This window comes from Bifidobacterium sp. ESL1130 (assembly GCF_058507935.1).
The window spans coordinates 220971-234365 of the sequence record NZ_CP196379.1 but is presented as its reverse complement, the minus strand read 5'-3'; the positions used below and the strand labels follow the sequence as shown (position 1 = coordinate 234365).

At 63.2% G+C, this 13395-nt stretch carries 6 protein-coding genes and 2 pseudogenes; 1 reads left to right on the top strand and 7 read right to left on the bottom strand.

What is annotated here, in order from left to right:
• Window positions 1–127: 127 nt before the first annotated feature.
• The 7 genes and pseudogenes from pknB to ACSYSO_RS00780 form a co-directional block, all read right to left on the bottom strand.
• Window positions 128–2263 (bottom strand): Stk1 family PASTA domain-containing Ser/Thr kinase, encoded by a 2136-nt coding sequence (pknB, locus tag ACSYSO_RS00810; RefSeq protein ID WP_489760648.1) that lies wholly within the window; start codon window positions 2261–2263, stop codon window positions 128–130.
• 419 nt (window positions 2264–2682) lie between these two features.
• Window positions 2683–3576 (bottom strand): annotated as a pseudogene (locus tag ACSYSO_RS00805) (serine/threonine-protein kinase); the annotation flags it as partial.
• Window positions 3573–5039, bottom strand: coding sequence for a penicillin-binding transpeptidase domain-containing protein (locus tag ACSYSO_RS00800; RefSeq protein WP_489760647.1), 1467 nt, complete (start codon window positions 5037–5039; stop codon window positions 3573–3575). The gene ACSYSO_RS00800 and the pseudogene ACSYSO_RS00805, both read right to left, overlap by 4 nt.
• A complete protein-coding gene (locus ACSYSO_RS00795; protein ID WP_491701810.1) occupies window positions 5036–6646 on the bottom strand; it encodes an FtsW/RodA/SpoVE family cell cycle protein in 1611 nt (536 codons plus the stop codon). Before ACSYSO_RS00795 ends, ACSYSO_RS00800 begins: the two co-directional genes overlap by 4 nt.
• Window positions 6647–7124: 478 nt before the next feature.
• Window positions 7125–9090 (bottom strand): annotated as a pseudogene (locus ACSYSO_RS00790) (protein phosphatase 2C domain-containing protein); the annotation flags it as partial.
• Between the two features lie 221 nt (window positions 9091–9311).
• Complete coding sequence (locus tag ACSYSO_RS00785) at window positions 9312–9872, bottom strand: FHA domain-containing protein FhaB/FipA (RefSeq protein WP_489799640.1); 561 nt, start codon at window positions 9870–9872, stop codon at window positions 9312–9314.
• Between the two features lie 21 nt (window positions 9873–9893).
• Window positions 9894–10595, bottom strand: a complete 702-nt coding sequence (locus tag ACSYSO_RS00780) for an FHA domain-containing protein (RefSeq protein WP_489799642.1) — start codon at window positions 10593–10595, stop codon at window positions 9894–9896.
• 197 nt (window positions 10596–10792) lie between these two features.
• Between ACSYSO_RS00780 and ACSYSO_RS00775 the strand changes: the two genes are divergently transcribed.
• Window positions 10793–13306, top strand: coding sequence for a prolyl oligopeptidase family serine peptidase (locus tag ACSYSO_RS00775; protein WP_491701809.1), 2514 nt, complete (start codon window positions 10793–10795; stop codon window positions 13304–13306).
• The last annotated feature ends 89 nt before the right edge of the window (window positions 13307–13395 follow it).

Here is a 13395-nt window from a genome sequence, read left to right as displayed (position 1 = left end):
GGCTATTTCTGTCGATATTTGCGCCAATGTCCAAAAATGCGTCAGCTGAGCGCGGGAACAGGCGCACCTGCAGCGTTCAACCGCCCACGCAGCTGCCGCCGGCGCCCGGCTTGGGACCGGCCCGGCCTTACTGCGCCGCTCCGGTGCCCGGCTTGGCGCCGTTGGTACCGGTCGAGCCGTTGGTGCCGCCCGTGCCGGAACCACCGGTGCCACCAGACCCTTGCCCGTTACCGGAACCGCTGCCATTGCTGCCGGATCCGTTCTGCCCGCCGGTCGTACCTGAGGACTGCGCCGGCCTAGTGGTGAGCGTGACCGTGCTGCCCTTGGCCGCGTTGCCTCCGCTGGGAGACATGCCCGTCACCACGTCGTTCTCGCTGGTGGCGTTCGGCGCGCTGACTTGGAAGCCGAGCGAAGTGAGCGTGCGCTTGGCATCCCCCAGCTTCTGGTCGACCACATTCGGCACCGAGCTCATCTGCGAGGGATCCTGCCCCTTGGAGATGAAGATGGTGACGGTGGAATGCTGATCCACGTCCGCACCGGCCTGCGGGTTGACGCGGGAGACCTGCCCGTCAGGCACCGTAGCCGAATACTCCTGCTGCACGCTGGCGTTGAGCCCCAGCTTCTGAATGGCCTGCGTGGCCTGGTCGGTGCCCTGCCCCACCACGTCCGGCACCTTCACCTTGCCGGAGGAGACATACAGTGTGAGGATGGACCCACGCGACTGGCTGCTGCCGGCCTTGGGGTCGGTGCGCGTCACCATGCCCTGAGCCACGTCGGCGCTGTCCTCCTCTTGTGCGGTAGACGTGACGCGGAAGCCTGCCTTGGTAAGCTTCTGCCGCGCCTCCTCCTGCGATTTGCCCTTCACATTGGGTACGGTGGTCGCCTCGGGGCCGGTGGAGAACCAGACCTTCACCTTCGAACCCTTCTCGGCCTTCTGCCCGCCGTCAGGCGTTTGGTGCGTGAACGTGCCCTTGGGCTCGCTCGAATCCGCGTCGTGCATCACTTCCATCTTCAGCCCGACGCTTTCCAGCTGTTCGCGGGCTCGATCCTCGGTGGTGGTGGAGCTGAACGTGGGCACGGTGACCATTTCGACTTTTTTGTTGTTCAGCGCGAAGAGCACGCCGACAGCGGCCAGTATGACCACCAACGCACCGATGATGGAACCGATGATGATCTTCTTTTTCTTCTTGCGCTTGGCATCGTTGGCCTGCTCAGTGCGCGATTTCACCGCCGTCTGCACGCCGGCTGCTTCGCCCTCGTAGCCCAACGGGCTGAACGGCTGGGTGGCGGTCGTCTCCACCGGGCTCAACGCCTCGGTGGCGGCCGTCTGCTCGGCCTGCTTGCGCGCCTTCATGTTCGACAGGTCAGTGAGCGGGTTGAAGGCCGCCGCCACCGGCACGCCGCCGTTCATGAAAGTGAGGATGTCGTCGCGGAATTCGGCTGCCGTGCTGTAGCGGTTCTGCCTGTCCTTGGCCATGGCCTTGGCCACGATCTGATCCCACATCACCGGCAGGCCGGGCACGATGCTGCTGGGCGTCTGCGCCACCTCGGAGACATGCTGGTAGGCGATGGAGACCGCCGAATCGCCCATGAACGGCGCCCGTCCGGTCAGCATTTCGTAGAGCACGCAACCGGCGGAATACAGGTCGGAACGCATGTCAACGGTTTCGCCGCGCGCCTGCTCCGGGGAGAGGTACTGCGCGGTGCCCACCACACCCTGCGACTGGGTCATGGTGGCGGCCGAATCGTCGAGCGCGCGGGCGATGCCGAAGTCCATCACCTTGACAATGCCCTGCTCGGAAATCATGATGTTGCCGGGCTTGATGTCTCGATGGATGATGCCCATGCGGTGCGAATAATCCAGCGCACTGAGCACCCCGAGCATGACCTGTTCAGCATCTCGCTGACTCAACGGGCCGTTGGCCTTGATGATGTCGCGCAGGGTCTGCCCCTTGACATACTCCATCACCAGGTAGGGCACACGTTCGGTGATGCCGCCCTCGCCGACGATGGTCTCCTCGCCGGAATCGTAGATGTTGACGATGTTCGCGTTGTTCATCTGCGCCACGGAGTGCGCCTCACGGCGGAAGCGACGCAGGAAGATCTCATCGTTGGCCAGGTCGGAGCGCATGATCTTGACGGCCACGACGCGGCCGAGACGTGTGTCTTGGGCGATGCGGACTTCCGCCATTCCGCCCCTGCCGATAAGCTCTCCGAGTTCGTAGCGGCCGTTTTCCAACGACGTAGGCATACTCACGCTCATAGTTGCTCCTTCCAAAATTCGCTGGGTTCATGTGTTGTGCTGTCGGCCAGAGGGTGCTCGGCGTGCGGATGCTCGGTACGCGGCGGCTGGCTCGGCGGCATAGGCTGCGGGTCCGGCGGGTCCGGGTCGGGCGGAACGCTCGGCGGTTGCGCGTGTTGGGCCGGTTGGCCGCGGTGCACGCTGAAATGCTGGGATTGTGCGGACACGCTACGCACCAGTTCGGTAGACATGACCCGTAGCTCGGTGCTGGCGGTGGGCACGTTCTGCACCGTGTGCGCCCCGGACGTCGGCACCACGGGCGCGACCGCGCTCAGCGGCAACGCAACACCGCCGGGGCGCTGCGCCGGAGGCGGGGTGAGGGATGCCGCAGTCTGCCCGTCCGAGCGATGACCAAACCGTTTCGGCTTGGCACCGGCCGCACTGGAGATGCGCCTGGGCAACCTGCCCGAACGCGGCACGATGAGCGTGTCTTCGGCTTCGGTGCGCTGGTCGAGCAGTCGCCGTTCGATGCGTGCCAAGGTATGCGAGACCACGAGTGCGTCCTTGGGCCTGTCGAGCGGATCCTTCTCCAGCATCGACATGACGAACTGTCGCAACTGCAGATCGACCGTCTCGGGCAGCGGAGGCACCTTGTCGTTGACGTGCGCCGCGGCGATCTCGACGGGAGTGGCGCCGGTGAACGGCCGGTGGCCGCACAGCCCCTCGTACGCCACCACGCCAAGCGAATAGATGTCGGACTGGGGCGTGGCCTGCTTGCCTTGCGCCTGCTCGGGGGAGATGTATTGCGCGGTGCCCACCACCATGCCGTCCTGGGTGATCTGCGCCTGGTTGGTGGAGGTGGATACGCCGAAATCGGTGATTTTCACCTCACCGTCATCCGAGACCATGATGTTGGCCGGCTTCACGTCGCGGTGAATCACACCGTGCGAATGTGCCACGAACAGGCCGCGGGAGGTCTGGATGAGAATGGGCAGCAGTTCGGTGGGGTCCATGGCTCCCTTGGCGCGGAACCAGTCGGCCAGCGAGTCACTCGGCACGTACTCCATCACAATGAAACCGATACCGTCATGCTCGTAATACTCAAACAGAGCAGCGATGTTGGGATGCGCCAAATCGGCGGAATTACGGGCTTCCATGCGCAGCCTGCGCAATTTGGCCACCGAGTCCTTGATATCGGCGCGCAACGCCTTGACCGCCACATCACGGTGGAGCTGGATGTCATAGCCTTGCCACACCTCACCCATGCCGCCCTGCGCGAGCCTGCGGTCGAGGCGGTATCTGCCGTGTACCAGCTGTCCTTCTACGAGTCTCATTGTTTCAGCGCCTCCTGCAGGAGGGACTTCATGACCGGGCCTGCAGCGGTGGCACCGAACGTGTCCACGTTGTGCACTACCACGGCCACGGCCACCTTCGGGTCGTCCGCCGGGGCGAAGCCCATCACCCAACCGTCGATGCTGGAATTGTTCTCGCCGATCTGCGCGGTGCCGGTTTTGGCGGCCACCTTGACACCGGGAATGCCCAAGCTCGGATCCTCCTTGTTGACCACGGACTGCATCATGGAATTCAGCTTTTGCGAAGCGTCACGGCTCATCACCACATCCTTGGGCAGGGCATGGGTCTGCGAGATGACGGACAGGTCGCTCGAACGCACCCGATCGACCAGCGTGGGGCGCATCAGCACACCGTTGTTGGCGATGGCTGCGGCAATCATCGCGTTCTGCAACGGGGTGATCTGCACGTCGCCCTGCCCGATGGATGCCAACGCGAGCCGGTCAGGAGCGGGGCTCTGCGGGAACTTCGACGCCACGGCCTGCATGGGCAACCCGGTTGACGACGAGCCGTCCACGGCAATGGAGGAATCGAAACCGAACTTCTGAGCTTCCTTGGCCACAGCGTCCGCCCCCAGCGCCAGCCCAAGCTGTGCAAAGGCAGTGTTGGAGGAGTACGTAAGCGCATCTTCGAATGAAATCTGACCGTTCACGCCGTTGGCCCGCGATTCCACATTGGTGAGCTGCGTGGAAGTGTTCGGCAGAGTGAAGCTCGCCCCGGCGGGAATCATGGTGTCTGGCTGGTATTTGCCAGTGGCCAGCGCCGCAGCCGCAACCACGGTCTTGAACGTGGACCCCGGCGGGTACAACTGCGAGGTGGCGCGGTTGAGCATGGGATTGGCAGGGTCGGAGGTGATCTGACTGTAGGCGAGGTTGGCCTGCTTGCTGTCGTGGGTGGCGAGCTGACCGGGGTCGTAGCTTGGGGTGCTGGCCATCGCCAGAATGCGACCGGTTTTCACCTCGATCGCCACTGCGGCACCATCCTTGCCGCTCAACCCGTCGTAGGCAGCCTTCTGCATCTGCGGGTCGATGGAGGTCTCGATGGAGGCACCCTTGTTTTCGGTGCCGTTGAACAGGGTCTTGAACTGTTGCCAGAACAGTTGGTTCGACTCGCCAGTCAGCAGTTTGCCGCGAGAGGCCTCGATGCCGCGGTCGGCGGTCTGCTCGATGGAGAAGAAGCCGGTGATGGGGGCATACAGCTGGCCGGAGGTATAGGAACGCTGGTATTCGAACGGGTCGTTGACCGGGTCGGACTTGGCCATCACCGTGCCGTCCGAGGCCAGAATCGAGCCGCGCGGGGCTCCGAGCTCACGGTACAGGCCGCGCAGGTTACGAGGATCCTGATTGAGCTTGTTGGAACCGATGGCAGTAATCATGGTGCTGGAGAATCCTAAGACAACAAACAGCACGAGCACGGCGGTGAAGAGTTGGCGCAGGTATTTGTTCATTTCACGCCTCCTCTGGAGATAACCTCAGTCTCGTAGCCGGTAGCGGCCGCATTCGCGCCGGTTGTACCGCTCACGGGCGAGTCCGCCCCAGACGCGGCGGCGGAGACAACAGCCCTGTCGATGGCCTGCGTCGACATCTGCGAGGTCGGCGGAAGCGGAGCGGGAGCCGGATGTGCGGCAGGCGGGGACGCCGGACGGCCGGACTTCGGTTTGCTGTGCCCCTGACCGTTCTCCCGGCTTTTCTGCACATCCCGGTTGTGCAACGCCACCATGGCCTCCACCTGCATGGTGTCAGACAATTCGCCTTCCGGCTCAGGCTTGTTGGCCGCGTTCGATATGACCATCAGCAGGGCAACCAGCGCGTAGTTCGCCACCAAAGAGGAACCGCCCGCAGCCATGAAGGGCATGGTCAAACCGGTCATGGGGATCACCAAAGTGATACCCCCCACCACGGTGAACACCTGGAACGCCATGGTGAACGCCAGGCCGGAAGCCAGCAATTTGCCGAATCCGTCCTTGATTTTCATCGCCGTCACAAAGCCCGACGCCACAATGATCAAGTACAACACCAAAATGGCCAGCAAGCCCGCCAATCCCAGCTCTTCGCCCAAGGAGGCGTAGATGAAGTCGGAGTTAGCCAACGGCGTGATGGCCGGGTGCCCTTGGCCGATGCCGGTACCGGAAAGACCACCCGAAGCCATACCGAACAGGCCGGTGACCAGCTGATAGGAACTGCCGTACGCACGCGAATAAATCTTGGGATCGAAGGGGTGCAGCCACCCGTCGATGCGATAGCCCACATGCGCGAATATCTTGGAGGCGAACACGGCAGCCACAGCGAACGCCACACCGCCTATGATCAGCCAGCTGCCACGACCTGTAGAGATATACAGCATGGAGACGAACAGCGCGAAGAACATGAGCGACGTACCCAAATCACGCTGCACCACCAGCACACCGATAGCCACCACCCACACGATGATGATGGGGCCGAGATCCTTGATGCGCGGCATCTGCAAGCCGAGAATCTTGCGGCCACCGACCGCCAACCGGTCACGGTGGTCAAACAGATACGCGGCGAAGAAGAACGCGAGGAACAGTTTGGCGAACTCACCCGGCTGCAGCGTGTGACTGCCGAAACCAATCCAGATGCGGGCACCGCCAATTTCCTTGCCCAGCCCTGGAATCATGGGGGACAGCAGCAACAACAGACCGACCACCATGCTCACATAGGAGAACCGGCGCAATATGCGATAATCGCGCAGCGCCACCACGAACACGCACGTAAGCGCCAAGGCGATACACACCCAAATAAGCTGCTGGTACGCCACACTGGTGTGGTTCGAAGCGTCAATACGCGCAATCATCATGGTGCCGATGGCGGTGAGCAGCACCACGCACGGCAGAATCTCCTGGCTGGCCCACGGCTGGAACTTGACCAGCAACGCCCACAGCAGCACGAACATGGCCGCCACCGCCACCAGCATGACGACGTATTTGCTCGGCACTGTGCCACTGGTGCGTTCGAACATCTGGAAGAAGACGACGGCACTGATGGCAAACGAGAGCAACAGGAGGAACAGTTGGCGCAGACGCGTGGCGATCATCGGGCGGCGCTCCCGTCCGGCGTTGCCGCATTCGGGTCGTCGGGAGCCGGCTTGGACGTGTCGTCCTGCCCCTCGCTGGAACCATGCGCGGAACGTTCGGCAGACTCCTTGTCTTTGCTGGCTTTCAGCGCCTTGATCTCCTTTTTGATGAGCGCAACGTGCTCGTGCGCGCCGTCAAGAGAATCTACGGCTATGCCCTCGCCAATCTGATCATTCCAGGACTGCGGCAAATCCTTCACCTTGATGTCGGTGGTTTCCACCTCATGAGACAGCCCGGCACCGAACAAATTGGTATTCACACCCTGGTAAATCGCCACCTTGCCGTTCGCTTCACCCAGGAAGTACTTCGTTTGGCTCCAGTGGTAGGCTCCGGCGGCACCGAACAGCACCGCAACCAGCAGTACTGCGGCCGCAATGGCAGCATACATGCGCGCGCGACTCTTACGCTTGCGCACAATCTGCTTGGCGTGATGCTGCTTCCGGCGAATGGCCATGGCCACATCAGGATCGTTGGGATCGGCGGTAATACGACCGTCGCGCTTCTTCACCACCGGTATCTCGCTCGTGTCGAGATCCACCTTCTCGCCGATCTCTTCGCGCACGGCCGAGGGCTGCGCCACGTGGAGCTTGGGAGCTTCCTCAAGCTCGGGAGCCGTCGGTATGGGTGCCGTGGAAACGTCGGCAACATGCGCCGCATGGGCGCCCCTGCCTTTACCTTGACGAGCCGAACGGTTGCGGGTTGCATGATTGGGCGCGGAGTCGGAGGCGCGGGAAAGCCCTGCACCGGGGGCCGGAGGCTCGTTGCTGCCTGCGATGGCCTCCACGAAATCTGCATGTGCAGGAGCCGGAGGCATCATATCGCCGTCGGCAGCAGTGATCTCATCGTCCAACGACGTGCGTTCGTCGGCCAGAGCCGGCACCGGTGTGGCAGCCTGCGCACTTGCAGCAGCAGGTTGGATGGCAGGCGGCATCGGCTCAAGGACGGCAGCATCATGCCCGGAAAACTCTGCGCCAGAAGCGCCGTCGCGGTTGAACTGTGCTGAATCAGGAACATTCGGTTCAACTGGTACGGATGCGGCAGCGGGGTCGGATTTAGGCGCAATGGCTGCCGGAAGCGGGACAGCAGGCACCGGAACGTCAGTTGTGCCCCCAGCAAAGCCGTCGCCGGCACCAGAAGATTCCCGCTGCCGGAGCTCCGCGTTGAGATGCTGCACCTCAAAATCTTGCGTATGCGCCGCTGCCTGGTCGCTCTGTGCCTGACTGCCCTGTGTTTGACCGTCCTGTGCGTGGCTGTTCTGCGCGTGTACCGACTCAGATACTCCCTCAGCCGCCGCTGGAATCTCGCCTGAATCCGCAGCAGAAGAACGCCCTGCAGCATGGGCTCCATGGCTTGCGCTGGCATTGGCGGCATCCTCGTTGGAAGGCGATCCTGTGGGTTGCACGGTGATACGTGGCATGGTGGCCGTGATGGGATCTTCGATCTCCGGCAGGGCCGCGTGCTGCGCGTGCGTGCGGTGCGTCAGTTCAGCGGCTCGTTGGGCGGGAGAGCCCTTGCCTAAACGCAACGCTGGGGTACTGGCCACCGGAGCCTTGACGATGTCGGCAATGGCCTCAAGGTTCGAGCTGGCGGCACCACCGACCAACGGGGTTTGGCGCGGCGGCTCAACTGGTTCCCCGGCACCTGCCATGGCCGCCTCATCGACCGTGGAAAGCGCCGAAACCGGCAGGGCGTCACCAATCACGGCAGTGACATTGTCGGTGCTGCCGGCCTTGAGCGACATGGCCACCAAACGCTGCGCGCACTCCTCGGGCGCCGCGATGGCATCCATCACCTCTTCGATGGTGGAATCCTCCAGCACGCCGCACAGGCCGTCGGAACACAGCAGCCAACGGTCGCCCGGCCGCGCTTCGAAAATACCGACGTCGGGGCGCGGATCGATGTCGAAATCACCCAGCACACGCATCACCACGTTGCGCTGCGGGTGATTGCGCGCCTCTGCCTCGGTGATGCGGCCGGTGTCGATGAGATGCTGCACGTAACTATGATCGTGCGTCATGCGGCGCAGTTTGCCGTCGCGCAGCATGTATGCACGCGAATCGCCGATGTGGGCGCACACCCAATGCCCGGAGACCAGCGCCACCGCAGTGACCGTGGTGCCCATGCCGGCCAGGCTGCGCTCGCGCTTTGCTTTGCCGACGATGGCGTCGTGCGCGGCCAATACCGAGGTATCCATCATCGAGGCGACGGCTTCGACGCTGCTGCCGGCATCGCTCTGCTCAATGTGGGCCAGGGAGCGGATGGCGATGGTGGAGGCGGTGTCTCCGCCTGCGTGGCCACCCATGCCGTCGCAGACCGAGACCAGTCGGGAACCGGCGAACGCGGAATCCTGGTTGTTGCTGCGCACCGTGCCCACATCGGAGACGGCTGTGGAACGCAACGCCAGCGGCTCTTCGGCGTCAGCAGCGGGCTGCGCAGGTTCAGCAGGTTCGGCGGGAGCGGGTTCAGATTCGCTCTCGACCGCGTTCAGTTCGACGGTCGGCGGGTAATGCGCGTCGCCGGCCTCACCTGCGGAAGTATGAATGTCGGAGATGTCGGCAATATCAGCATCGCCGTCGGCGTAGGCGTCAACGCCGGAATGTTGAGGAATCGAGGTGTCAGTCATAGTCACCTCAGCTCAAAGGTCGTGGCGCCGATGCGCACCGGAATGCCTGACTTCAGCACGACCGGAGCGGTGATGCGCCGCTGGTTGACCACCGTGCCGTTGGTGGAGCCCAAGTCCTCGATGGCCCACGCGCCGGTGACCGGATCCGAATAGACGCGTGCGTGCTGCGAGGAGGCGAACTCGTCGTCAAGCACCACGGTGTTGGAGGCCGAACGGCCAAGTGTGATGGTCGATCCGGTCAGCGGCACCGACGTGCCCGCCAACGGTCCGTCGATGACAGTAAGCAGCGTGGGTGTCTTGTTGGAGGTGCGGTTGGCGAATCGGGACCTAAAACCGCCGACCTCGCTGGAGGTACGCACGGACGCCACCGGTGAGTTGAGCGCGGCCGGGGCAGGAGCTGCGGCAGCCTTACGCGCACGGCGGTCGCTTCTGCGGTGCGCCAAAGACTTGCGGGGACTGAACGTCTCCACATCTTGGCGCAACGAGCGCATTGCGAGCCATACGAAAACCCACAGTAGGGCGAGAAACCCGTACTTGAGGATGGCGAATGTCAGTTCGGTCATACGTTTCGGCTTCTGCTCCAGCTACTCCGTGTCCTGCGAAGAGGCCCAATAGAGAATGCGGGTGCGGCCAATGGTGATGGTGTTACCGTCCAGCAGTGTGGCCGCCGGCACCTGGTGCCCCTCCACATACGTGCCGTTGGTGGAGCCCAAATCGCGAGCCACCACGCCGCCGGGGGTGATATCGATCTCCAAATGGTTGCGCGAGATGCCGGGATCGTCAATCACAATGTCACAGCCCGAACCGCGACCGAGCACCGTCTTGGGCTTGGTGAGCAGGTACTGGCTGCCGCTGATCTCCAGCATGGGGCTGTCCTCGGACTGGTCGTCCGTGGTGACGGGCACCGCGTTGCCCTGCACCGACTCCGAGGAGAGGTTGAAGTTACCGGCGCTCAGGCTCATGTCTTCTTCGAAAATCACCACGACCGGGCCAACGAACGCGTAATGTTGGCTCTTGGCGTATTGGGTGAGATTGTCGGCGAGTTCGTCCGCCAACGTCTCACTACCCCACTGCTCGATACGGTCGAAATCAGGGGTGCTGAGCTTGAAACGGTACTCGTTGGGCGCCACGGTGCGGTCGCGGCCCACAGGCATGGCCTCCGCATCAATCTCACGCTCGAGCGCGCTGGAGAGGTCAACTGGCTGTAGGTCTTTCGAACCAAACTTCGAAAAGACACCGTTGACTGCACCTTCGACACTCTTCTCAAAACGGTCGAGAACGCCCATAGTGACTCCTTTCTTCTTGACCCCATCTTACGCGATGCTACAAACCGAACAAAACGAGAGGCCGGCGCAATGCCGCTCAAGCACGGGAACGTGCCCTGCGCCACACACCCCGGAACGGCGCGGCGCACGGCACGAAACGCCCTCAAAGTTCAGTCGCCCACACTCAAGTTCACCGCATGCTCCGTATACTGAGCCCCATGAGCAACAAGACACAGCAGAACCAGCCTCGGACCGACGAGAGGGACGCCATCGCGCAGTTCCCCCGGCGCAACGCGCGTACCTCACGTTTCCGCGCCGGAGCCCCGCACGGCGCTCAGGTGGTCGGCAACGGGCAGCGCATGCTGTTCCTGCGCTCAGGCGGACCGGAGGATCTGGTCTCCTCGCTGTGGATGAATACCATCTCGCCGCTCACCGGGCAGTCACACGAGACCTTGCTTGAAGACCCGAAAAGCCTGCTTGACGGCAGCGGTGCCGAGAACATTCCCGACGAAGAGCGGGCTAGACGCGAGCGCGCACGCGAAGGAGGGCAGGGCATCGTCGCATATTCGGTGGATGCCGCAGGAACGCGCGCGGTGTTCACGCTGGGGTCACGGCTGTTCATGACCCAGCTGCCCGGAGGAGATACGGATGTGGACGCTACTGGGGATGCCGAAGCGACCACTGGCAACAGCATCGAAGCGACAGTAGCGTTGAGTGGGACTCCCAATGACAAGGAAGGCGACGCTGCAGTCGCGCCGGTCGAAGCCACGCGGGAACTGGCCGCGGCAACGCTGAGTGAGACGCAGTGGCAGCCTGTGCTCAACCCGCGCATTTCTCCGGATGGAGCGCACGTGCTCTACACCACCGGGTCACGGCTGGTAATGGTGGATATTGACGATGAGCACCACAGCGCCGCCACCGGTGAGACGGACAGTCCCAATCACCACGATCACCACGATCACCACGATCACCACGATCACCACGGTGAGCATAGCCACACAGCCTCCTACACCGAAGGCGACGCCGTGCACACGGTGTGGAGCCTGGGCGAAAGCGATTCCGGAGATGACGCCGACCCCACGCAGCGCATCGGACTGGCGGAATTCGTGGCCGGCGAGGAGATGGATCGGTACGACGGCTTCTGGTGGGCGCCGGACTCGCGCTCCGTACTATTCGAAATGTTCGACAGCAGCAACGAACCCATGTGGTACCTGAGCGACCCGGCCAACCCGCAACGCCCGGCCCAAGGCCGCCGTTATGCGCGCGCACTCACCACCAACGCCTCGGTGCGCATGGTGCTGGCCCACCTCGATTTCGACAGTGAGAACCGATATTGCGGCATGGACGTGCAGAACGTGATGTGGGACCGCGAGGCCTACGAATACGTGGCCGCCGTCAACTGGAGTGAGGGGCACGACCCGATCATGCTGGTACAGAACCGCCGGCAGAACCACGACCAGGTGCTCAGCATCGACGCCTCAGGCATGACCGAGGTGCTGGAGGAGCACGAGAACCCGCAATGGCTTGATCTGGTCGCCGGAACGCCGGCACGCACACCATCCGGCCACCTGGTATGCGCCATGAACGACATGGACACCGACACCAACCGCCTCACCTTGGACGGGCGCGCGTTCACACCAGTGGGATGGCAGGTGCGCGAGGTGCTGGATGTCAACGAGGAGAACGTGCTCGCGGTGGCGCAGCGGGACGCTCGCAACTATGCCGTGGTGACCATCAGCTACGACGGCACACTCACGGAAGTCACCCACGCCCCCGGAGTGTGGCGCGCCAGTCGAGCGGGCAGCGGCATCGCAGTGTTCGGCAATGACATGGACAGCCCGCAGGCAACCCTGATGCACACCAGCACTCTTCTCGGCAGTTCCTCACCCCTGCACAACGTTGCCGCCGCAAGCAAGAACGTCGCCGTCATCACCAATCACAGCGCAGATCCAGGCTTCACGCCCAACGTCAGCTTTGCCAGACTCGGCGCGCACCGACTGCACACCGCCATCGTGCGGCCGAGCGCCGGGAGCCGATGGGCAGGCGCAGCCACACTTCCCGTACTCATGAAACCCTACGGTGGCCCCGGATTCCAGCAAGTGACCCACTCCCAAGCCGCATACTTCGACGCGCAGTGGTGGGCTGACCAGGGCTTCCTCGTGGTCATCGCGGACGGACGCGGCACCACCGGGCGCGGACCGCTATGGGACCGCGCCATCTTCGAAAACATAAAAGCCGTCACCCTCGCCGACCAGATCGAAGCGGTGCAGGCACTGCCGCAAGTCGCACCCGAAGCCGACCTGGAGCATGTGGCAATGATCGGATGGTCGTACGGAGGATTCCTCTCGGCACTGGCCGTGCTCGAGGCTCCAGACGTTTTCCACGCGGCCTGTGCCGGGGCTCCTCCCACCGATTGGACGCTCTACGATACGCATTACACCGAGCGGTATCTGGGACTTGACCCAGCGGCGTACGAGCGTAACTCGATTGTGGCGGATGCTCCGGGGCTGCGCCGTCCGCTCATGCTCATCCACGGGTTTGCCGACGACAACGTAACCATCGCCCACTCGCTGCGGCTCTCACAAGCGCTTATGGCCGCAGGAAAGCCGCACACCTTCCTGCCGCTGACCGGCATCACCCATATGACCAACGACGAGACGGTGGCGGAGAACCTGCTGACTCTGCAGCGCGATTTCCTCGTTGATGCCTTGGGCTTGGAGGGCCGGATGTAGGCGCTTGCCTGCTTGCGATCAGACGCGGCGCAGCTTCGTGGTAGGGTAAGCCGGTAGGCCCATGGTCACTTTCCGAACGGTAAGGTAAT